The sequence below is a fragment of the Vibrio ezurae NBRC 102218 genome (assembly GCF_000467185.1).
In the GTDB taxonomy this organism is placed as follows: Bacteria; Pseudomonadota; Gammaproteobacteria; order Enterobacterales; family Vibrionaceae; genus Vibrio; species Vibrio ezurae.
The window spans coordinates 1-20,923 of record NZ_BATM01000052.1; the positions used below are offsets into that span (position 1 = coordinate 1).

The following is a 20,923-nucleotide window of genomic DNA, read 5'->3' on the forward strand; positions in this document are numbered from 1 at the left end:
TTAATTAAGTTTTTAGATTTTATATCTAGGAACAAATACTGGATAAGGCATTTATAAGACCTTGTTTAGTAACAAATTGGTGCGGAGTGGTAGTTCAGTTGGTTAGAATACCGGCCTGTCACGCCGGGGGTCGCGGGTTCGAGTCCCGTCCACTCCGCCACTAATAAGAAGCCCTAGCAGAAATGCTAGGGCTTTTTTATTATTAATTGAATGAAACTAAACGTACTTTTCAAGAGATACATAATAATTGACGTATCAGTGGTAGAGCTATTATCACAGCAAAGATAATAAGGTTACGTTAATTATTAGTCTTTATATCACATTATAAAGTTATAATTTTCACACCTAAATTATGTGCTTTTTTCATTTTACTAGTAATTTCATACTTTCCTGTATTTCCCATAAACAAAAAAGATGTCTGACTACTAACTGAACCCATTACTGTTGCGCCTTTACTTTCTAGTAAAGACTTAATTTTTGCTCTAGAGAGTGGGAGGGTTCCTGTCACAGCTACTTTTAAGTCTTTAATATTAATAGTGTTCAGGACTTCATCTAAAGTTGCATATTCACGCTCGAAGTCTTCTATTTGAAGTACCTCTTGTACCCTTTTATGTGCATCTATTTGGCTCTGCTTACGATAATTCCATTCTTCAATTTTTTGTTTAACATAAGGAAAGTCTTGTAGTTCAATAGTATCGCCATTAGACATAAATACAGTCCAATCACTTTTAATATAACGGATATCCCCATAACGACAATCGATAGCTCTAATTGATATGCCATTTCTAGATAATGCCAAAGGTACTACTTTTCGTGGCCCATTATCTGACCAGGGGTTATTAACAGTAATAGCATCACCAGAATTTACACCTAAAAGTTCAAAAACAGTCATAGAATCAACTCATTTATCCGTTAATTAGTATTGAAAGAAAGTCCAATTGTGTTGCATGCTTAGTTTCAGATTTACCATTTTTAATAAAATACTCTTGATATGTTACGCTTCCATAATACATATCACTCTTTGTTTCATCCCACCCCATAGGGTTTGCATACTTTACTTGTATAGATCTTTGACCACAGCGTGAAAGGAGTAAATCACCTTCATTAAACGAGATTATTGCACCTTGAGTCCATAAATTGATCTTGCGTTTATTTCTAATTCGTTCCATAAAGATCAGGTCTAGGGCTTCTCTAAACGCATAGCCAACATCAAAATGCCAATGTTCATTATTCAATGAACCAACTTGTTTTGCTGCATCCCAAGTGACTGCTGGTACAATGAATGGAACTTTCTTATCTTCATCTAACCGTTCAAATTGCGTTTTACCTTTGTTTTTTCTCGTTTCAATGATGTAGTGGATAGCCTCAATCCCAGCTCCATAACATTGTTTGTCTTTGTTTTTTAATAACATTTTATATTCCAAATGAATTCTACTTTTCCTATCATCATGCCAAATAGGTATAAGTGAGGATATGATAGATATTGCAACTCTTAAAAGTTGCTCAAACGAAAATTTAAGGTAAGAAAATAGAACTGATTTACTTGTTTTCTTTTTCTTATCAGTAATATACCTACATTAGAGTTCTTGAAAGGGTTTAAAGGTAGCAGCATATCTTAAGGGTATGACATACAGCATATTCTTAAAATATTTATCCTAGATAGCAACTTAAGTACTGCGACAATAATCATACATGCATAATTGCGCATCTATGAATCTATTAAGAAGTCAGGTAAAGTCTCTACTCATAAAACATCTAATGAGGATTAGAGATGAAAACGGCACTTAACAACGTGACTAAGTGGTGTGCGTACAGTCATATGTTTAAGGTGTTTCGCGCCTTGATTAAAGGGGGCGATATTTCAGATCAGACGCGTACAGGACGAAACATTGCGCTGCTGGGGATATTCTGTCCATTTTTCTGGTATGCCTTGTTTACCGGCGCGAGTAAAGGAGAGTTGGCTTTTCATGCTACGCATTCCGGCATCGTATTTTTAATCGGTATTGCAATAATGTTTGTCAGCTTACGAAAAAAGAAAGTGTAATCAATGGACGTTCAATATCTAGATGCATTAAAAGCGTTAGCTGAGCCGAATCGGCTGAAGCTGTTTTGGTTGCTTATCCATGTTGATCAAAAAGTGACTGTCGCGGAAGCGATGGATGTTACTGGAGAGAGCCAATACAACGTATCTCGAAATCTGAAAATGTTGTTCAAGGCGAAGCTGTTGACTCAAGAGAGGTGCGGTAAGTGGGTGTATTATACCTTAGCGAATCAAGAGTTAGCGCATTGGCAATCTCTTGTTGAGTCTGTAAAACAATTGCCTAAAGAACAATTTCTTGATGTGACAAGCCGATGCCGATTACGGCTTGAGATGCGAGTTAATGGAGAGTGTGTTGTTGGTCCAAACAGCGAGCAATGGCTTGAAGTTAAAGATACACTCATAGGTCAATAGGGCTTAAATAGCCTAAATACGGCTCTGCATAAAGGCTTAGGCTAAGTACTCAACTCGTACTTAGCCTATATATGAATTACTCAGCCACGCGCTTAATTCGAGAATGAATAAACAGCGCTAGCAGGATAATTGCACCACCGGCCACTAAGCGGGTCATGTCTACATCGCGGTTCCAGATGGTGACGTTGACGATGAGTCCGGCAGGGATTAAGGCGTTGTTCATTATGGCCAAATAGCCGGGATCGACTTGGCTTGCGCCTCTATTCCACAGAAAATAGCCTAAACCTGATGCGCCAATACCTAGCCACACCAATACGCCAATTTGTACTGGATCGGTTGGCAGTTCAGCTTTGCCCCATATTAGCCACGCGATACTAACCACCACTAATGCACCAATATAGAACCAACCAAAAATGTCTTTTTGTGGCATGTCTTCGCGGCTTTCTTTGAAGTATTTGTAGGCAACCTGTCCAAAAGCAAAACAGAGGTTAGAGCACTGCACCACAAAGAAACCGATCACGTAGTCTTCGGTTAGGTTATCAAAACGAATCACCAAGGCACCGAGTACAGCTACAAGAGCGCTTAAAAGGTATAGAGGGTTGAATTGCTTCTTTAATGCGTCGTATATCAAGGTGACGTAAATTGGCGTGAACACGGTGAACACTAACACTTCAGGTACGGTGAGGAGCAAGAAAGATTGGTAGTAAAAAATGTACATTAAGCCAAGCTGTACACCGCCAATGCCCATCAGTTGTAGTGCTTCTTTTTTCTTAACCGCTTTAAGGCGAATAAAAGGTAAAAATACGATAGCGGCTAACGCAATACGTATCCATACCGAGACATAAGCATCTACGTGTCCCGCTAAATAAACGCCAATTAAGCTAAATGATAACGACCAGATGATCGTGGTAACGATTAGATATATCAAAACTACCTCGTATATCGATAATGTAAATTTTCTTGTTTGCGTGGGCCGGTGATGGTCCAACTAAATTCAACTGCGTTGTCTTGCCATTGTACTGTGCTACTATAAAGATCATCAGCGCAGACATGGGCGGCGTCACTGATCCATTGCTGGGTTTCTGCATGGTAGCTGAGGACAAACAGCTCAACTGCGTTGTTACGACCAAAGCGGCTGTGCAGCAGTTTTATTTGATGTTCATTTAAGCGCTGCCAAATAAACTCATTTTGAGTATCGACGGTATAGCCATTTTGCTGAAGGGTAAACTGGCCTGCTTCTTTAAAATAGAGTGTCTGCTGATCGTCAAGCTCACAAGTCACATCACCACTACCTGCGCCGGCCCAACCCATAACGGAATTAGCTCCCGGTTGCGATTGATAGTGGTAGTGATTAATTTTTTGCAGCTCTTGCCAAAGATCAAACATCTTGATTACTCATAATTAAAATCAGTTGCTTACGTTCTATCTCAGAACAAAAGAGATAACTTATCGATTGAGTTTGTTATCGCTTCCTATAAATCGTAGCCCATAAAAAATCCGATAATCATGACTGAGTATCGGATTTAGAATAGGTTGGTTATCGGTGTTACGCCATACCTTGGATAATGACGAATTTTTCGAGTAACTCGTCTTCCGTTTCGACACGTTGTGGGTCGGTTATGATGCACTTAGTAATAGGGCAAACCGACTGACATGTGGGAGTATCGTAGTGGCCTTTACACTCAGTACATAGGTCAGGGTCGATTTCATAGATAGAGTCGCCCATACTAATTGCGCTATTGGGGCACTCAGGCTCGCACATATCGCAATTAATGCATGTCTTTTGTATCAGTAGTGCCATCGATTACTTACCTGATGGGTTACGAGTGTCTTGACCTGGGTTGAGGTTGCGCATCAATAGAGCGAACTCTAGGTCCATATCTTCAGGAACAGGGATAAACACAAAGTGGCCGTTGCCTTTTGCATCATCTATCGTTTCTGATTTACGGTTCTCCATTACTTCTAGGCTAAATACGACATTACCTTGTGGCGTCATTAGCTCTAGGCTGTCACCCACCATGAATTTGTTTTTCACTTCAACTTCAGCTAGGTCACCGCGACGTTTACCTGTGAATTCCCCCACAAATTGCTGAGAATCAGAAACTGAGTAACCGTACTCGTAGTTTTGGTAAGCATCGTGAGTGTGACGACGTAGGAAACCTTCTGTGTAACCACGGTGAGCAAGGCTCTCTAGAGTGCCTAGTAGGTTTGGATCAAATGGCTTGCCTTCTACTGCATCGTCGATGGCTTTACGGTAAACCTGAGCGGTACGCGCACAATAATAGAAAGACTTAGTACGGCCTTCAATTTTCAGTGAGTGTACACCCATTTTAGTGAGACGCTCTACGTGTTGAACAGCACGTAAATCTTTAGAGTTCATGATGTAAGTACCATGCTCATCTTCAAACGCTGCCATTTTTTCTTCTGGGCGATGAGATTCTGATAGCAAGATCACTTCATCCGTTGGTTTACCAAGACCTAGCGTGTTGTCTGGGCGCTCTTGGTTTTCAGTCGTTACTGCTTCTTGAATCTCTACGATTTGACCGGCATCGTCTTCAGTGGCTTTTTCTGCTTTGTATTCCCAACGACAAGCATTCGTACACGTGCCTTGGTTAGGATCACGTTTATTCATGTAACCAGACAGTAAGCAGCGACCTGAGTACGCCATGCACAATGCGCCGTGAACAAAGATTTCGAGTTCAGTTTCTGGGCAGTGCTCGCGGATCTCTTCAATTTCTTCCAGTGAAAGTTCACGAGAAAGAATCACACGCTCAACACCTTGAGTTGACCAGAACTTCACGGTCGCCCAGTTTACAGCATTGGCTTGTACTGATAGGTGAATAGCAATATCAGGGAAAGCTTCACGAACCATCATGATCAGACCAGGATCGGACATGATCAATGCGTCAGGGCCCATTTCTACAACCGGTTTAAGATCGCGAATAAAGGTTTTTAGCTTAGAGTTATGAGGCTGAATGTTACAAACCACATACAGTTTCTTACCTTGGGCATGAGCTTCGTTGATACCGATTTGCAGGTTTTCGTGGTTGAACTCGTTGTTACGAACACGAAGGCTGTAGCGTGGTTGGCCTGCGTAAACTGCATCTGCACCATAGGCAAAGGCGTAACGCATGTTTTTAAGGCTACCGGCAGGAGAAAGTAATTCTGGTTTGAACATGTTTTTATACTCTATTCTGATTTCAAGTCAGGATCTCGCCACCATGTGCCGAGATATAAGGAGGGCGAATTTTACGGGATTGCCGTAATAATCGCCACTAAAAAAGTATCTATGTCACAAATTGTAGTGTCAAAAGCAGTTAATTTTGCTCTAAACCACCTAATTCGGTGTGCAGGTTACCAATCAATGCCAGCAATTCACCGCTCATTAAAGAGAAATCCGCATCAAAACGAGCGGCTTTATCTTCGCGAGGGATATCTTCATTTTGGTCTTTTAGCTCTTCACCAAATTTTAAACGTTTTAAACTGGCGTCATCAGCCAGTACAAATTCGATGCGCTCTTGCCAGTTTAGCGCCAGCTTAGTGACAAATTTATTGGCTTCGATGTGATTGAGAATTTCTTCGCTTTGTAGATCTTGTTGCTTACAGCGGATGATGCCACCGTCTTCAAGCGCGGATTTCAACTCTGCTTCATCTAAAATCTCAAAACCAGTCGGCTGGCTTTCGCCTTTTATCCATTCTGTCAGGGTTTGTTCAACCGCTTTTTCAGGTAGCGCAGGAACAACCGGTAAGCTGCCGATGGTTTTTCTAAGCAGTGCTAATGCGTCTTCGGCTTTTTTAGAGCTCGCGGCATCAACGATGATGACGCCATCTTCAACAGATACCAGCAGATAAGTCAGTTGGCTACGAGTGAAAGCACGTGGCAGCAAATCCATCAAGACTTCATCTTTAATGGTGTCGCGTTCGGTCTTTTTCAGACGGCGATTTTCTTGCTGCTCTAACATATCGACTTTATTGGCGACTGCATCATTGACGACAGAAGCAGGAAGTAATTTTTCTTCTTTTTTAGCGCACAACAAAATGCGGTTTTGCGCCACGTGGCTCAGTAATTGGTCTTGGCCCGGCATAGCGAATGACCAACCAAATTTTTGTTTATCTTGACTACCACAAGGTTTGAACTGAAATTCTTGAAGCTGTTTTTCTAATGTTTCTGTTTGAATCTCTACTTCACGATTGAAGCGGTAAACTAGACAATTTTTAAACCACATAGTGTGTCCCTGTATTGCGATGGGGAAAATCTAATGATAAATGAAGCCCCATCTTAGTGCCTAGTACAAATTTCACCTTGCTCAATGAATTTATTATGATTTTTTGTTTTCAATCGCCACAAAAGTGTCATAATTTATCTGGATAATACGCGGAGTCGATAAACAGTTGAGGTTATGAAACAATATGTCTAAAAGAATCCTAGTAGTAGAGGATGAGGCTCCGATCCGTGAAATGCTTTGTTTTGTGCTGGAGCAAAAAGGTTATACGACAGTTGAAGCCGAAGACTATGACACCGCAGTTAGCATGCTAAAAGAACCGTTCCCAGATCTTATTCTTTTGGACTGGATGTTACCTGGCGGCACGGGCATTAATTTCATCAAGCATCTCAAACGTGATGAAATGACTCGCAATATACCCGTAGTAATGCTAACCGCTCGTGGTGAAGAAGAAGACAAAGTGAAAGGCCTTGAAGTTGGCGCTGATGATTACATTACTAAGCCATTCTCACCAAAAGAGTTAATTGCTCGTCTTAAAGCGGTTATCCGTCGTGCATCTCCTACGTCAACGGAAGAAGCCATTGATGTTAGAGGCTTACGTTTAGATCCTGTATCACACCGTGTTACCGCCAATGATCAACCATTGGATATGGGACCAACCGAATTTAAAATGTTGCACTTTTTCATGACTCACCAAGAGCGCGTGTACAGTCGTGAGCAGCTATTGAACCATGTTTGGGGTACGAATGTTTATGTTGAAGATAGAACCGTAGACGTTCATATCCGTCGCTTGCGCAAAGCGCTTGAAGCTAGTGAGCATCATAAACTCGTTCAAACTGTACGTGGTGCAGGTTACCGATTCTCGACTAAAGCCTAACCAGCAGGCTTATCGATCTTTGGAGTTTGCCTTTAGATGGTAGAAAAACTGACATGGAGAAGGCTGGCTTTAGAGCTGGCTTTTTTTTATACCCCTTGGGTATTACTTGGATGGCTTGTAGGTTACATGCCATGGATGCTGCTGATTGCGACTTTGTTGCAGTTAGGATGGCACCTGCACAATCAAATCCGATTCTCACAATGGCTATGGAATGACAAGCGTCTTTCGCCACCCTCAAGCTCGGGTAATTGGGAGCCATTATTTAATGGTATGTACCGATTACAGCAGCGTCAACGTCGCAAAAGAAAAGAACTGACTGGGCTCATTCGCCGTTTTAGAAACGGAGCTGAATCACTGCCAGATGCGGTGGTGGTATTTCGTGATGAAGGCAATATTGTTTGGTGTAACCGACTGGCGCAGCAGTTGCTGGGATTTCGCTGGCCAGAAGACAGTGAATTGCCTATCACCAACCTATTGCGCACACCTGACTTTATTAAGTATTTAAATAAAAATGACTTCTCAGAGCCACTAGAAATACGCTCACCATTGAATGTAGAACGCATTTTAGAGCTGCGTATTGTGCCGTACACCGATGGTGAACACTTGATGGTAGTGCGTGATGTCTCTCAACTTAAAACTTTAGAGGGCATGCGTCGTAACTTCTTTGCAAACGTTTCTCATGAGTTGCGTACACCAATGACGGTATTGCAAGGTTACTTAGAAATGACGGCCGATCCTGACATGCTTATTGGACCTATGTGGCCGAAAGCTCACGGGGTGATGACTGAACAACTTAACCGTATGAATAGCCTCGTTGATCAGCTTCTCACTTTGTCAAAGATCGAGGCAGCTCCTATGGGGGCGGGCGATGATACTGTTGATGTGCCACAAATGTTGCAGATCTTAGAAAAAGAAGCACAGGCATTAAGTGGCAAAAATGAGCATCAATTAACCTTTGATGTGGATACCTCTTTGAAAATCATCGGTGATGAAGATCAAATGCGCAGTGCGATTTCAAACTTGGTGTATAACGCGGTTAAATACACTCCGCCGGGTTCACACATTGAGGTGACTTGGCGTGAAACTCTTCAAGGGGCTTGGTTACAAGTCGCAGATACTGGCGAGGGCATTGAACCACAACATTTACATCGATTGACTGAGCGTTTCTATCGTGTGGACAAAGCACGTTCACGGGAAACGGGAGGCAGTGGTTTGGGACTGGCGATTGTGAAGCACACCTTGAGTCACCATGATTCACAGTTAGAGATCCAAAGTGAGGTAGGTAAAGGAAGTCGATTCTCTTTCGTGCTACCAAAACGTCTTATCTCTCGAGAGTTGATAGAGCAATGAGAGTCTCGCAATTAGCGGCTTTTGCCATGTTGTTACTATCATGGACAATATCGGCCGCCCAATTGCCTGATTACCGTCATGTGCACGGAATTTCTGGCAACTTATCTTCTGTGGGTTCGGATTCCTTAGCGGGCATTGTGACGGCATGGGCTGAAGAGTTTTCTGAGTTGTACCCTAGCGTGAATGTGCAAGTTCAAGCTTCAGGTAGCTCGACGGCTGTTCCCGCATTGATAGAAGGTACGGCTCAATTTGGCCCTATGAGCCGTGAAATGCAACCTAGCGAGGTGGCTGCATTTGAACGTAATTACGGTTACTCCCCAACAGAGTTAGTTGTTGCACTGGATGCGTTAGGTGTTTTTGTTCATCAAGATAACCCTATTCAAGGGCTTAACTTTGTTGAACTGGATGCTATTTTTTCTGTGACCTATTTTTGCGGCACAAATCGTCATATCGACAGTTGGAGCGATTTAGGTATTTTGCAGCCTTGGGGCAAACTCAAAATTCAAAAATTTGGACGTAACCCTGTGTCAGGCACTTATGGTGTATTCAAAAGTACCGTATTGTGCGGTGGTGATTTTGACCGCTCGGTCAATGAGTTGCTGGGTGGAACCTCGGTGGTTCAGGCTGTAGCGTTGTCACCGTCTTCAATAGGTTATTCAGGGGTGGCGTCTAAAGCAATGGGGACTCGATTGGTGCCTATTGCAAAGTATGACGATAATTATGTCACGCCAACATCGGACAATATTATTACTGGGAAATACCCACTAAGTCGTAAGCTCTATTTGTATGTAAATAAACAACCGAATAAACCGCTCCCTAAAAAACAGCGAGAATTTATACGCTTTATTTACTCTAAGCAGGGACAAAACGCCGTGTCCCGTGAGGGTTATATTCCTATTTCACCGGGGTTTGCTAAGAAAGAATTAGCAAAAGTCGATTTATCTCTTTAATCACTGATAGCTCACTCAGCTTAGAGTCGTCTAGACGCGATTATATGCTGCTGAGTGGTTGTCTGTTATTGCGGTAAGATGCAAAAGGTGTAGCATCTATCGTCACTCATAGATTGAAGATGAGTTTGATTTAAGTATTTGTCTGTATTATCCCTAGATTCGATGCTTAAGTTTCAGTCTCAAGATCAGAGAAGATCACACGAAATGAATAAGGCTACATCATTGTTAAGAGAGACCAATAGAACCCGCCTAGTTAAAGATAAACTGATTGCGGGGTTAGTCAAAGCCAGCGGTTTGGGTATGTTGGTCGGTCTGCTTGGTATTCTTATCTACTTCTTTAGCGAAACAGTACCTATTTTTAGTGCTTCTAGTTATCAGCAAACAGAATATCAACTGCCTGTTGATGGCGGCTCTCTTATCGACACGAAAATCGATAATACGGGGAATAATGGTATTGCCATCAACCAGCACGGTGAGGCCATTTACTTCTCTTTAAATGATCAGTTTGAAGTGATTAACCACGCCTTAATACAAAAAGACCCAGTTGCGATAGCAACAAACTCTCCTCGACCGTGGGTGGCTATGCTTGATGCTAGTGGTGATATAGAGGTGGCCATGCCTGAATATATCATTTCCCATTCCAAGAAAAAGGCTGTCTATACGCCTAACTTAAGAGTGAATAAAGAACTGTCAGCATTGGCGTTTCCAGACTCTGGTTTCCAGACTAAACACCTAGGTTTTACGGTCATGCAAGAGGGCGCTGTGATTGCTCGGGCAAGTAATAGTAAAGTTGAAGTGCTGGATTATGTGATAGGCGCAGAAGAGGCGACTCACCACATCAAAGCGTTGCCCGTAACGTTCAAACAAATATCGGACATCTTTATTGCCAAAAATGGACTGTGTTTGGTGGTATTAGATAAAGAAGGTATTTCCATTTTTACTCGCCAGGTCCGAACGGATGCTTTTAGGTTATTTTCTCAAAATATCGATAGAATCGGTGATGGCGCTCAGCGTGCTTTTAGCTTTTTAAACGGTGATAAAGGGGCGATCATCTCTAACTCTCATAATGAGCTTGAGTTTTGGTTTGTCACTTTTCAAAATGAACGTCGCTTGAGATCGGCTCGTAAATACGTCAGTAGTCGTGAGGTGATCTCTGTTATCCCTGAGCATACAACCAAAGGTTTTTGGACGGTCGACAAAGGCGGGATGTACAGCTTGTTTTATGCCACTAGACCTGAGGCTATCTTAAGTATTGATGCTGGTAGACCGCCGTTACTGAGCTCTCTATCGCGAAATGATAAATACTTAATTAATGTCTATAAAGACAAGATTACAAAGTTTGAAATTGACGCAAAACACCCTGAGATCTCCGTTAAAGAATTGACTCAGAAGGTGCAATATGAAGGTTACTCAACCCCAGACTACGTGTGGCAGACCTCGTCAACAGAAGAAGATGTTGAACCTAAGTTCAGTTTAGTTCCTTTGGTGTTTGGTACATTAAAAGCCGCTTTGTATGCCATGCTTTTTTCTGTTCCGATTGCGGTACTAGGCGCAGTTTATACCGCAAACTTTATGTCAACGCGGATGCGCAATACCATCAAACCCGCTATTGAGTTAATGGAGGCGTTACCGACATTGGTCATTGGCTTTGTGGCTGCGGTATGGCTTGCACCAATTATGGAAAGGAATTTACTGGCCTTTATGCTGAGCATTTTGGTGATCCCACTCACCGCACTGATTTGTGGTGGTATTTGGGCACTATTGCCATTACAGGTTAAATCTCAAGTCCCTAAAGGGCTGCACCTTATTACTTTGTTACCGGTGATTATTCCTGTGTGTATGGGGCTATTTTATGTTTCTCCTTACCTTGAAAAGATGCTGTTTGAGCATGGTTTAATTTACTTCCTCGCAGATAAAGGTTGGGATTATCAGCAGCGCAATACCTTAGTGGTAGGGATTGCGATGGGATTTGCGGTGATTCCAACCATTTTTACTATCTCAGAAGATGCGATTTATTCGGTACCTAAGCATTTATCGAATGGTGCTTTAGCTCTAGGAGCGACAGAATGGCAAACATTAACTCGAGTGGTGTTACTGACGGCCAGCCCCGGAATTATTTCGGCGATCATGTTGGGCTTAGGGCGCGCAATGGGCGAAACCATGATCGTGCTGACAGTGACAGGTAATACGCCAATTACGGATTGGAATGTCTTTGAAGGGTTACGTTCACTTACTGCAACTATTGCTACAGAATTACCAGAATCTAAGGTAGGGAGTTCTCACTATCGCTTACTGTTTTTGTCAGCGTTAATTTTATTTTTGTTTACCTTTATTGTGAACAGTGTTGGGGAAAGTGTTCGCCAGCGACTTCGTGATAAGTATCGTTCGTTATAGGCAGGAATAATCGAGTGATTAATTGGTTTAAATCGGGAAGACCGTGGATTTGGCTAACGTCAATGGCTGTAACTGTCAGTGTGTTGTCTATGCTGACGGTACTGCTATTTATCGGTTGGAAAGGGATGGCACACTTTTGGCCACATGCAGTTTACGAATGGAAAGGTGCACATAATCAGTCTCTTATTGGGCAGGTTTATCAAAAGCAAGAGGTGCCTTGGGAGCAACTTTCTATTACTCAGCGTCAATCGATTCCGAGTCAACTGCGCCAAGAGTTAGCACAAGAAACCTTACCTGAGCTCGAAAGGTTGGTCATCAAAGTGGGCAATCGTGATGTGTATGGGTATGGGTTTATTTCTCAATTCACTCATGAGTGGTCTAAACCTATCGCAGAGCCTGATCTGCTCGTGATTGAAAGAAAACGAGGCGGACAATTCTTTGGGCGAGTCGTGGCTTATGAAAGTGAAGGTCATACTCAAAGTGTCAATTCACAGGATCAACTTGAGCACCTGCTTGATCTGGTCGAGTTGGAGCATGAGAAAATAGATGCGCTCAATGAAAAGTCAGTGAAACCTTTAACCAAAGGCATAGAAAGAAAAGAAACCGTTCTGAATCAATTGCTGCAAGATGGTTCAAATGATCACAAGCGTATTGCTGAGTTAGAGTCGATTGAAGAGCAACTGCGTGCCAATAGACAGCAAGCCGAACTGCATATAGAACAGATTCGTGAACATATCGAACAGCGCATGCTGGTGGTTAAAGATATGCATAACGATACGCATAGGATTAGTTTCGCTACCATCTTAGATGCGTGGTACCCCAATCAGATGACGGTTATTGATAAGGTGGGACATTGGTTTAAGCAAGGTGCTGAGTTTCTTTTTTCAGAGCCGAGAGAGTCTAACTCTGAAGGCGGTGTGTTTCCGGCCATATTTGGCACCATTTTATTGGTGATTCTGATGTCAGTTGCGGTGATGCCGTTAGGGGTCCTTGCCGGATTGTATTTACATGAATATGCGCACAATAACTGGTTCACTCGCTTGATAAGGATTACCGTGCAAAATTTGGCGGGTGTACCGTCGATTGTGTACGGGGTATTTGGTCTTGGTTTTTTTGTGTACACCTTAGGTGGTACTATTGACGAACTCTTTTATTCAGATAACTTACCTGCACCGACTTTCGGTACACCGGGGTTACTGTGGGCTTCTTTGACCTTGGCTATGCTCACTTTACCTGTGGTGGTGGTGACTATTGAAGACGGCCTGTCTCGCATACCTCGTTCGGTAAGAGAAGGGGCTTTTGCCCTGGGGGCTACGAAATCAGAGATGATTTTTAAAGTGGTATTACCGATGGCAATGCCTGCGGTACTGACGGCGTTAATTTTAGCGGTGGCACGAGCTGCCGGTGAAGTCGCCCCGTTAATGCTCGTTGGAGTGGTGAAACTTGCCCCGAATTTACCAATTGATGGTCAATTTCCGTATATACATTTAGATCGTAAATTTATGCACTTAGGTTTTCATATTTACGATGCAGGTTTTCAGACAACCAATTTAGAAGGGGCTAAGTCATTAGTGTACGCCACATCTATGTTGCTGGTGACGGTGATTATCGGGTTGAATTTAATCGCGATCCGTATCAGGAACTCTTTGCGTAATAGCTATCGAAATTTAGGATTTGATGATCATGTATTCTAGTGTTGCAAACATCAATGCATTAAAGCCTCTTGATGTGGCGAATTTATCAGAGAAAAACACAGCAATAGAGATTGAAAACTTAAACCTCTATTACAATAAAAAACAGGTGCTGCACGATATTTCTATGCGGATACCTAAAGGTAAAGTGACAGCCTTTATTGGGCCATCAGGCTGTGGTAAATCAACGATCATGCGCTCAATCAACCGCATGAATGATTTAGTTGAAGGGTGTAAAAGAGAAGGCACCATTCGATTGTTAGGCCATGATATTTATGGTGAAGGCGTTGATGTCTCAGCGTTGAGACGCAGAATTGGTATGGTTTTTCAAAAACCTAATCCTTTCCCCAAAACCGTATATGAAAACGTCATCTTTGGGCTTAGGCTCCAAGGTATTCGTAATAGTCGCGTGCTAGATGACTGCTGCGAGCGTGCACTGCGTGGTGCTGGGTTATGGGATGAAGTGAAGCATCGACTGCATGAAAATGCGGTGAATCTAGCGGCTGGTCAGCAGCAGCGATTGGTTATAGCAAGAGCGATAGCCATTGAGCCTGAAGTTCTATTATTAGATGAGCCTACGTCTTCTTTAGATCCTATTTCGACGTTGACTATTGAAGAGCTGATTAACGATTTAAAAACGAAATATACTGTGGTTATAGTGACACATAACATGCAGCAGGCTGCAAGGGTCAGCGATTTCACGGCATTTGTACATATGGGGCGTATTGTTGAATATGCCGATACTGATACCGTTTTCACGTCACCAAAAGAGAAAAAAACTGAAGACTATATCACCGGTCGCATTGGGTAAGGAGTATTAATCTAAATGCATACAGGTCGCCACATATCAGGACAATATAACGTAGAGTTAGAGGCCATTCGAAGCCATGTATTAACCATGGGGGGAATGGTCGAGCAACAACTCGCGTATGCGTTACGTTCTTTGGTGAAACAAGATTATCAATTGGCAAAAAAAGTGGTCGCAGAAGATCACAACGTGAATTCAATGGAAGTGGTTATTGATGAAGCGTGCACTCGAATCATTGCTAGACGCCAGCCTACCGCAGGTGATTTAAGATTGGTGATGAGTATCATCAAAACCATTGCTGAGCTTGAGCGGATTGGTGATGTTGCTTCACGTCTGGCGCGTACTTCTTTAGAGAATAAAAGCTCAGATCCCCGTTATCAAAACTCATTAGAGCCGCTTTGCCGTTTAGCGATAGGTATGCTGCATCAAGTTTTAGATGCGTTTGCGAGATTAGATATTGATGCCGCAGCGCACATCTATGACATGGATGATAGGGTCAATGAGGAGTACCAAAACATTATTCGTCAGTTGACGCAAAACATGATGGATGAGCCAAAAATGATCCCTACTATCTTACAAGTTATGTGGTCTGCGCGTGCCATTGAGCGAGTGGGAGACCGCTGTCAAAGTATCTGTGAATATATTATTTACTGCGTTAAGGGAACAGACGTTAGACACTCTCACAGTGACGAGATAGAGAAATACAAAGGCAGTGAGTCCGCTTAGTCTTTTGACGTTATACGCTTACCGAATATTTTGTAAGGCTTGTTTCATGGCGTGTATTGCTGAAAAGTCCGTGATTGGAATTTGAAAATCATCAATATGACTGGCACCCATTTGAGCGTCGTCTTGGATATGAGTCATACGACTTGGGCGTGCTGTTTTTCCTGATAAATGCAGTTCATTTATAGAGCTTTGCTCAATAATATATTGAGCGTTGCTGGCATTGACACCTGCGCCCGCCATTATCTGGATGCGTCCTGCCGCTTGTTGATGCATTTTCTTAATAGTCGCAACGCCTTGCTCTGCGGTACTTTTCTGTCCTGAAGTTAGCACTCGCTCACACCCAAGGGCAATAATGTCTTCTAGTGCTTGTTGCACATCTTTACATTGGTCGATGGCTCGATGAAAGGTGACTCCCATTCCTTCAGCCGCTTCAACTAACCGTTTACAGGCTGGGTAGTCGATATCCGCTTTTGTCGTCAGGATACCAATTACAATGCCATCTAACTGAGCTTTTTTGGCCGCTTTAATGTCTTCAAGCATGATAGCAACATCAGCGTCAGAAAATAGGAAGTCTCCCTGACGTGGTCGAATCATGGCATAAACTGGTAACGTAGAATGTTGTTTCGCTTGCAACATGAAGCCATAGCTTGGTGTTAAGCCACCTAAAGCCAGTGAAGAACAAAGCTCGATACGTGTCGCACCAGCATGTATGGCGGTAGTGAGTGACTCAATGTTATCCACACAGACTTCAATTTGATAAGGCATAAAAACTCTACGTTATAGAAAGCATAAAGGGCTATAGAGCCCTTTATGCTTTTATGATGGAAGACTTATTCGTTATGAAAAGGGAGCGTTAATGTCCACCCTGCATTTTTCCAATAAAGCTGTTCTTGCTCTAAACCCGAAATCAGTAAACTGTTATCAGCAAAGTACTCTGGTGTGCTGTGAGAGAGAATCCACTCGCCACCTTTGATAGTCAACTGCCATAAATTGGCTTTGGCATCATTGCGAGATACGTTGATGACTATGGCTAATCGCAAAATCTTAATTAAATCGAGAATATTGTTTTTAGCATAAAGGCTAAAATCTTGCATCTCGTGCAGCTTTAACGCTTTACGTTGATAACGAGCCAGAGTGGCAATCAATCGTTGCTGTTCGCTATTAAAGCCCGGCATATTGGTATGCTGTAATAGGTAATGCGAATGACGGTGATAGCCTCGATAGCTTAAGCTTAATCCTACTTCATGCAGCAGCGCCGCCCAGTTAAGCAGTTTTACCAGCTCACTGTTTTTTTCTAAATCGGTTTCGCTGATCACTTGCTTAAGGAAGTGCTTTGAATGAGCTCTAACTCGGTTCGCTTGTTCAACGTCAATGCGGTGTTTCAGGGCTAGGTTCTCTGCGGTGCGCATCCGAATATCCGAGTGAGTAAATTTCTTCTCCATTTCGTACATTACGCCTTCTCTTAAAGCGCCAGGAGAATAATGTAACTCGTCGATATCCAACGATTGTAATATCGCTTGTAAGATAGCGACGCCAGGAGCAAGAACGGACAAGCGTTCCTCTAAAATGCCTTTTATCGCAATCTTATCCACCCGTTTACACTCACACAGGTGTGTCACTAGCTTTTTTAGTCGTTTCGGAGTGACGATACCATCTTCATAACCCAAAGAGATCAGGCATTCACGGATAGCTTTAACGGTCCCAGATGAACCTAACGCTAATTCCCAACCACGTTGTTTGTACTGCTTGGCTAAAAACTCCAGCTCACGTTGAGCGGCAAGATTAGCGTGAGTAAAGTTCTTACTGTTGAGCTTTTGATCGCTAAAATAGCGATGCGCATAACTCACGCAGCCCATTTGTTGGCTGTTGACTAACTCAGAGTCAAATCCTTCGCCAATAATGAGCTCAGTACTTCCTCCGCCGATATCGATAACGAGTTTATTCTTCGATACTGGTTGAGTATGAGCGACGCCAAGATAAATCAAACGCGCTTCTTCTTCGCCAGGAATCAGCTCTATTGGGAAGGGCAGTACCTGTTGAGCACGTTGAATAAACTCGTTCGCATTTTTGGCTATTCGCAGAGTGTGGGTAGCCACCATGCGAACGTTATTGATCTTGAAGCCTTCCAGTCTTTCAGCAAACATGGCTAAGCAGTCGAGCCCTCGTTGCATTGACTCTTCTGATAGAAGGTTGTGCTCATCTAACCCACTGGCAAGTTTGACGCGTTGTTTATGACGGCTGACGATTTGCAAGTCTTGCCCGACGACCTTAGCAACCACCATATGGAAGCTATTAGAGCCAAGGTCGATGGCGGCGATATCCTTTTCGAGAGCAGCTTCACTACTTGGGATTGAGTTAGGCTGTTTCAATGGCTGGCTCACTCAGTTTTCTTACCTGTTTTTCTGTTTGCTTGATGTAATTGTAGGTCGCCACTTGAGATCGAACTTTACGGCGATTACCTCGTGCCACATAAGCATTCGACATCTCTTTATCGATCCATCGAGCTTTGACTGTGTCGGTGAATTGTAGCTCGATAATATCAATAATTCTCTGCTTTAATGTCGGATCATTGACTGGGGTAGCAACCTCAATACGATTTTCGATATTTCGAGTCATCCAGTCCGCCGATGAGATGTACACTTTTGGGTCGCCGTTGTTTTCGGTGATCAGGACTCTTGGGTGTTCTAGGAATCGGTCAATGACACTGATTACTTGAATATTATCACTTACGCCTTCGACGCCAGGTACCAAAGAGCACATACCACGGATGATCATACGCACCGGTACTCCAGCCGTACTGGCTTGGTAGAGCTTATTGATCAAACCTTTATCAACAAGGTTGTTCACTTTTAAAGTAATGCCTGATTTCTGCCCTTCATTCGCACTCTGGATCTCATTATCAATGAGTTCATAGAGACGATCACGAGAATTGCGCGGTGACACGATCAGTTGTTGAAACTTCACTGGACGGTAAGGGTTCTCAATGTAGCCAAACACTTGACGCACTTCATCAGTAATTTCTTGTTTTGCTGTAAGTAACGAGAAGTCTGTATAAATACGCGCAGTTTTTTCATGGAAGTTGCCAGTACCTATGTGCGCATAGCGCTTGATCACTTCGCCTTCTCTACGGTTGATTAACAGTAGCTTAGAGTGAATTTTTAAACCGGGAGCACCAAAAATAACGTGTACACCGGCGTCCGTTAGGCGTTTTGACCACAAGATATTGGCTTTTTCATCAAAGCGGGCTTGAAGCTCTACTACAACGGTCACGTTCTTACCGTTATTGACCGCATCAATTAGCGAATTCATGAGTCTTGAGCCTTTGGCGACGCGATAGATATTAATCTTAATGCTAATGACCTTAGGATCAAATGAGGCTTCTCGCACAAGCTCTGAGATATGATCAAAGGTGTGATAAGGATAGTGGAGAAGAATATCCTCAGCACGGATAGCGTCAAAACTGTTGCGATACTTATCAAAGACCGCAGCCTTTATTGGCGGGAGAGGTTTATTTTCTAAATACTCTCGACCCACATTTGGGAAGCCGAGGAAGTCTTTAAAGTTATGATAACGTCCACCAGGAATTAAACTATCGTAGTTTGAAATTTCCAGTTTACGACACAGAAATTCCAGCATGTCAGCAGGCATGGTTTTTTCATAAACAAAGCGTACGGGCATTGCAGATAGGCGCTGGCTCAGTCCTTCTGACATTTGCTCCAATAAGCTGTGTTCGACTTCATAGCTTAAGTCGTATTCTGCGTCACGGGTCATTTTCATCGAGTAGCAGCTGATTTCATCGTATTCGAAGAAATTGCTGAAAATGTCATCGAGACAATGGCGTATTACATTATCGAGTAAAATGATGGTTTTTCTACGATTCCCTTTTTGTTCTGGAACCATAACGAAGCGAGGTAGGTGATCGGTTGGGATTTCTAACAGTGCGTATTGAGAAACATTGTTCTTAACGAGAGAAACGCAAAGGTAGGCACACTCATCTTTTAGAAAATCTAATACATTGATTTCTTCGTGCATCACGATAGGTGTGATATGAGGTAGCACCTCTTTGCGAAAGAACTTCTTGATCCATTGTTGCTGAGTTTGATCAATTTGAGATTCATTTACCAAGAAGATTCGACGGCGTGCCATCTCGAGCAATAATTCTCCGTAAAGCTCATCAAACTTTTGATTGAGTTTCATCGCTTTACTTTGCATTTTGCTCAGTAGACGTTTGGATTTGTCTTGGCGTTTATGTTCTTGGTTGATCAAAATACGGCGTTTGACATCAGAGAAGCGCACTTTATAGAACTCATCTAGGTTGTTTGAGAAGATACCTAGAAAGCGGATTCTTTCGATCAATGGTACGGATTTGTCCGCGGCTTCTTGCAGCACGCGCTCATTGAAAGAAAGCCAGCTAAGTTCTTTTTCTACATATATTTTTTCTGTGCTCATCTAAGATTCCGTTTTCAGTAGTTGCAATTCATGAAAATGTCAAATATTCGGTAACGGAAATATTATTACTATTCGATGTCATTTCTGTGACAGTCGATAAAATATGTAAATTTTTATGTCACTTTTACGAATAAAAAGAAAGCTCAGTGACGCAGAAACAAAAAAAGCCGGTCAATATAAGGTATTGACCGGCTTAGTATTTTTTAATTATATGAAACTAGATTTATTTACCTAGGTCTTCAGCGTGCTCAGATAGGAATGCAGCAACACCTGTTGGAGATGCGTCCATACCTGCTTTACCTTCTTCCCATTGTGCTGGACAAACTTCACCGTTTTGTTGGTGGAAGTTTAGCGCGTCAACCATACGTAGCATTTCGTCGATGTTACGGCCTAGTGGAAGGTCGTTAACTACTTGGTGGCGAACTAGGCCATCTTCGTCGATTAGGAATGAACCGCGGAAAGCAACGCCAGCTTCTGGGTGCTCAACGTCGTACGCTTTACAGATTTCGTGCTTGATGTCAGCTACAAGAGGGTATTTAACTTGACCAATACCGCCATCGTCGATAGCCGTGTTACGCCATGCGTTGTGAGAGAATTGAGAATCGATAGAAACACCGATAACTTCAACGCCTTTGTCTTGGAAGTCTTGGAAACGATTGTCGAACGCGATCAACTCTGAAGGACATACGAAAGTGAAGTCTAGTGGGTAGAAGAAAACAACCGCTTTCTTACCTTTAGTGAATTCTGCGAAGTTAAAGTTATCGACGATTTCACCGTTGCCTAGTACTGCTGATGCAGTGAAGTCTGGTGCTTGACGGCCTACTAATACCATTTTGAGCTCCTAAATATGTAATTATGCCTGATTTCAGGTCGGTTCCATGTTTTACGGGACAAACTATAATACAAAATATACTATTGAAAAAAGCGAATTAAATAGATTAAGTTCATCGAAAAAAACGATGTATAAAAATCATAACCAGCTCACAGTATCATGTTTCTAAAT

At 42.6% G+C, this 20,923-nt stretch carries 20 protein-coding genes and 1 tRNA gene; 10 read left to right on the top strand and 11 right to left on the bottom strand.

All coding sequences use genetic code 11. The features are described 5' to 3' along the window. Window positions 1–83 precede the first annotated feature (83 nt). A tRNA-Asp gene (locus VEZ01S_RS14665) sits at window positions 84–160 on the top strand. 162 nt (window positions 161–322) lie between these two features. Here the strand turns inward: VEZ01S_RS14665 and gapS2 are convergent. Further along, entirely contained in the window at window positions 323–892 is a 570-nt protein-coding gene (gapS2, locus tag VEZ01S_RS14670) for an anti-phage protein GapS2 (protein WP_021714840.1), read from the bottom strand. Window positions 893–905: 13 nt separating this feature from the next. Further along, the gene (locus VEZ01S_RS14675) at window positions 906–1,412 is read right to left on the bottom strand and encodes a hypothetical protein (RefSeq protein WP_040891106.1); all 507 of its coding nucleotides are present in this window, start codon (window positions 1,410–1,412) and stop codon (window positions 906–908) included. Window positions 1,413–1,771: 359 nt separating this feature from the next. On the opposite strand from VEZ01S_RS14675, the gene VEZ01S_RS14680 reads away from it, so the two are divergent. Continuing rightward, window positions 1,772–2,044, top strand: a complete 273-nt coding sequence (locus VEZ01S_RS14680) for a hypothetical protein (RefSeq protein WP_021714842.1) — start codon at window positions 1,772–1,774, stop codon at window positions 2,042–2,044. A gap of 3 nt (window positions 2,045–2,047) precedes the next feature. Beyond that, entirely contained in the window at window positions 2,048–2,452 is a 405-nt protein-coding gene (locus VEZ01S_RS14685; RefSeq protein WP_021714843.1) for an ArsR/SmtB family transcription factor, read from the top strand. Window positions 2,453–2,528: 76 nt separating this feature from the next. Here VEZ01S_RS14685 and VEZ01S_RS14690 read toward each other — a convergent pair whose 3' ends face one another. The 5 genes from VEZ01S_RS14690 to rdgC form a co-directional block, all read right to left on the bottom strand. After that, complete coding sequence (locus VEZ01S_RS14690) at window positions 2,529–3,380, bottom strand: DMT family transporter (protein ID WP_021714844.1); 852 nt, start codon at window positions 3,378–3,380, stop codon at window positions 2,529–2,531. A gap of 2 nt (window positions 3,381–3,382) precedes the next feature. Further along, window positions 3,383–3,838 (bottom strand): DUF6314 family protein, encoded by a 456-nt coding sequence (locus VEZ01S_RS14695; protein WP_021714845.1) that lies wholly within the window; start codon window positions 3,836–3,838, stop codon window positions 3,383–3,385. A gap of 160 nt (window positions 3,839–3,998) precedes the next feature. Continuing rightward, entirely contained in the window at window positions 3,999–4,253 is a 255-nt protein-coding gene (locus tag VEZ01S_RS14700; protein ID WP_021714846.1) for a YfhL family 4Fe-4S dicluster ferredoxin, read from the bottom strand. Window positions 4,254–4,256: 3 nt separating this feature from the next. Then, window positions 4,257–5,630, bottom strand: coding sequence for a prephenate-dependent tRNA uridine(34) hydroxylase TrhP (gene trhP / locus VEZ01S_RS14705; protein WP_021714847.1), 1,374 nt, complete (start codon window positions 5,628–5,630; stop codon window positions 4,257–4,259). 139 nt (window positions 5,631–5,769) lie between these two features. Next, window positions 5,770–6,678, bottom strand: a complete 909-nt coding sequence (gene rdgC, locus VEZ01S_RS14710) for a recombination-associated protein RdgC (protein ID WP_021714848.1) — start codon at window positions 6,676–6,678, stop codon at window positions 5,770–5,772. 184 nt (window positions 6,679–6,862) lie between these two features. On the opposite strand from rdgC, the gene phoB reads away from it, so the two are divergent. The 7 genes from phoB to phoU all read left to right on the top strand — a co-directional run bounded on the left by phoB (window position 6,863) and on the right by phoU (window position 15,471). Continuing rightward, a complete protein-coding gene (gene phoB / locus VEZ01S_RS14715) occupies window positions 6,863–7,552 on the top strand; it encodes a phosphate regulon transcriptional regulator PhoB (RefSeq protein ID WP_021714849.1) in 690 nt (229 codons plus the stop codon). 36 nt (window positions 7,553–7,588) lie between these two features. Then, window positions 7,589–8,902, top strand: coding sequence for a phosphate regulon sensor histidine kinase PhoR (gene phoR / locus VEZ01S_RS14720; RefSeq protein ID WP_021714850.1), 1,314 nt, complete (start codon window positions 7,589–7,591; stop codon window positions 8,900–8,902). Between the two features lie 26 nt (window positions 8,903–8,928). Beyond that, window positions 8,929–9,852: a PstS family phosphate ABC transporter substrate-binding protein gene (locus VEZ01S_RS14725; RefSeq protein ID WP_439654015.1), complete on the top strand. Its 924-nt coding sequence runs from the start codon at window positions 8,929–8,931 to the stop codon at window positions 9,850–9,852. A gap of 204 nt (window positions 9,853–10,056) precedes the next feature. Next, the gene (locus VEZ01S_RS14730; RefSeq protein WP_040891112.1) at window positions 10,057–12,246 is read left to right on the top strand and encodes an ABC transporter permease subunit; all 2,190 of its coding nucleotides are present in this window, start codon (window positions 10,057–10,059) and stop codon (window positions 12,244–12,246) included. Window positions 12,247–12,260: 14 nt separating this feature from the next. Further along, window positions 12,261–13,940, top strand: coding sequence for a phosphate ABC transporter permease PstA (gene pstA / locus VEZ01S_RS14735; RefSeq protein ID WP_021714853.1), 1,680 nt, complete (start codon window positions 12,261–12,263; stop codon window positions 13,938–13,940). Continuing rightward, entirely contained in the window at window positions 13,930–14,748 is an 819-nt protein-coding gene (gene pstB, locus VEZ01S_RS14740) for a phosphate ABC transporter ATP-binding protein PstB (protein ID WP_021714854.1), read from the top strand. The genes pstA and pstB overlap by 11 nt, the downstream gene beginning before the upstream one ends. Window positions 14,749–14,763: 15 nt before the next feature. Continuing rightward, a complete protein-coding gene (phoU, locus tag VEZ01S_RS14745; RefSeq protein ID WP_021714855.1) occupies window positions 14,764–15,471 on the top strand; it encodes a phosphate signaling complex protein PhoU in 708 nt (235 codons plus the stop codon). Between the two features lie 18 nt (window positions 15,472–15,489). On the opposite strand, the gene VEZ01S_RS14750 is transcribed toward phoU, so the two are convergent. The 4 genes from VEZ01S_RS14750 to VEZ01S_RS14765 all read right to left on the bottom strand — a co-directional run bounded on the left by VEZ01S_RS14750 (window position 15,490) and on the right by VEZ01S_RS14765 (window position 20,752). After that, a complete protein-coding gene (locus VEZ01S_RS14750; protein ID WP_021714856.1) occupies window positions 15,490–16,236 on the bottom strand; it encodes a copper homeostasis protein CutC in 747 nt (248 codons plus the stop codon). Window positions 16,237–16,301: 65 nt separating this feature from the next. Then, window positions 16,302–17,852, bottom strand: coding sequence for an exopolyphosphatase (gene ppx, locus VEZ01S_RS14755; RefSeq protein ID WP_052032234.1), 1,551 nt, complete (start codon window positions 17,850–17,852; stop codon window positions 16,302–16,304). After that, window positions 17,827–19,920 carry a polyphosphate kinase 1 gene (ppk1, locus tag VEZ01S_RS14760; protein WP_021714858.1) on the bottom strand — a complete coding sequence of 698 codons (2,094 nt, stop codon included), beginning with the start codon at window positions 19,918–19,920 and terminating at the stop codon, window positions 17,827–17,829. Before ppk1 ends, ppx begins: the two co-directional genes overlap by 26 nt. A gap of 223 nt (window positions 19,921–20,143) precedes the next feature. Continuing rightward, complete coding sequence (locus VEZ01S_RS14765) at window positions 20,144–20,752, bottom strand: peroxiredoxin C (protein WP_021714859.1); 609 nt, start codon at window positions 20,750–20,752, stop codon at window positions 20,144–20,146. Window positions 20,753–20,923 lie beyond the last annotated feature (171 nt).

Bases quoted from the DNA above. Each gene is read 5' to 3' on its own strand.
- gapS2 (WP_021714840.1), bottom strand. From the start codon at position 892: ATGACTGTTTTTGAACTTTTAGGTGTAAATTCTGGTGATGCTATTACT.
- VEZ01S_RS14675 (WP_040891106.1), bottom strand. From the start codon at position 1,412: ATGTTATTAAAAAACAAAGACAAACAATGTTATGGAGCTGGGATTGAG.
- VEZ01S_RS14680 (WP_021714842.1), top strand. From the start codon at position 1,772: ATGAAAACGGCACTTAACAACGTGACTAAGTGGTGTGCGTACAGTCAT.
- VEZ01S_RS14685 (WP_021714843.1), top strand. From the start codon at position 2,048: ATGGACGTTCAATATCTAGATGCATTAAAAGCGTTAGCTGAGCCGAAT.
- VEZ01S_RS14695 (WP_021714845.1), bottom strand. From the start codon at position 3,838: ATGTTTGATCTTTGGCAAGAGCTGCAAAAAATTAATCACTACCACTAT.
- VEZ01S_RS14700 (WP_021714846.1), bottom strand. From the start codon at position 4,253: ATGGCACTACTGATACAAAAGACATGCATTAATTGCGATATGTGCGAG.
- trhP (WP_021714847.1), bottom strand. From the start codon at position 5,630: ATGTTCAAACCAGAATTACTTTCTCCTGCCGGTAGCCTTAAAAACATG.
- rdgC (WP_021714848.1), bottom strand. From the start codon at position 6,678: ATGTGGTTTAAAAATTGTCTAGTTTACCGCTTCAATCGTGAAGTAGAG.
- phoB (WP_021714849.1), top strand. From the start codon at position 6,863: ATGTCTAAAAGAATCCTAGTAGTAGAGGATGAGGCTCCGATCCGTGAA.
- phoR (WP_021714850.1), top strand. From the start codon at position 7,589: ATGGTAGAAAAACTGACATGGAGAAGGCTGGCTTTAGAGCTGGCTTTT.
- VEZ01S_RS14725 (WP_439654015.1), top strand. From the start codon at position 8,929: ATGTTGTTACTATCATGGACAATATCGGCCGCCCAATTGCCTGATTAC.
- VEZ01S_RS14730 (WP_040891112.1), top strand. From the start codon at position 10,057: ATGAATAAGGCTACATCATTGTTAAGAGAGACCAATAGAACCCGCCTA.
- pstB (WP_021714854.1), top strand. From the start codon at position 13,930: ATGTATTCTAGTGTTGCAAACATCAATGCATTAAAGCCTCTTGATGTG.
- phoU (WP_021714855.1), top strand. From the start codon at position 14,764: ATGCATACAGGTCGCCACATATCAGGACAATATAACGTAGAGTTAGAG.
- VEZ01S_RS14750 (WP_021714856.1), bottom strand. From the start codon at position 16,236: ATGCCTTATCAAATTGAAGTCTGTGTGGATAACATTGAGTCACTCACT.
- ppk1 (WP_021714858.1), bottom strand. From the start codon at position 19,920: ATGAGCACAGAAAAAATATATGTAGAAAAAGAACTTAGCTGGCTTTCT.
- VEZ01S_RS14765 (WP_021714859.1), bottom strand. From the start codon at position 20,752: ATGGTATTAGTAGGCCGTCAAGCACCAGACTTCACTGCATCAGCAGTA.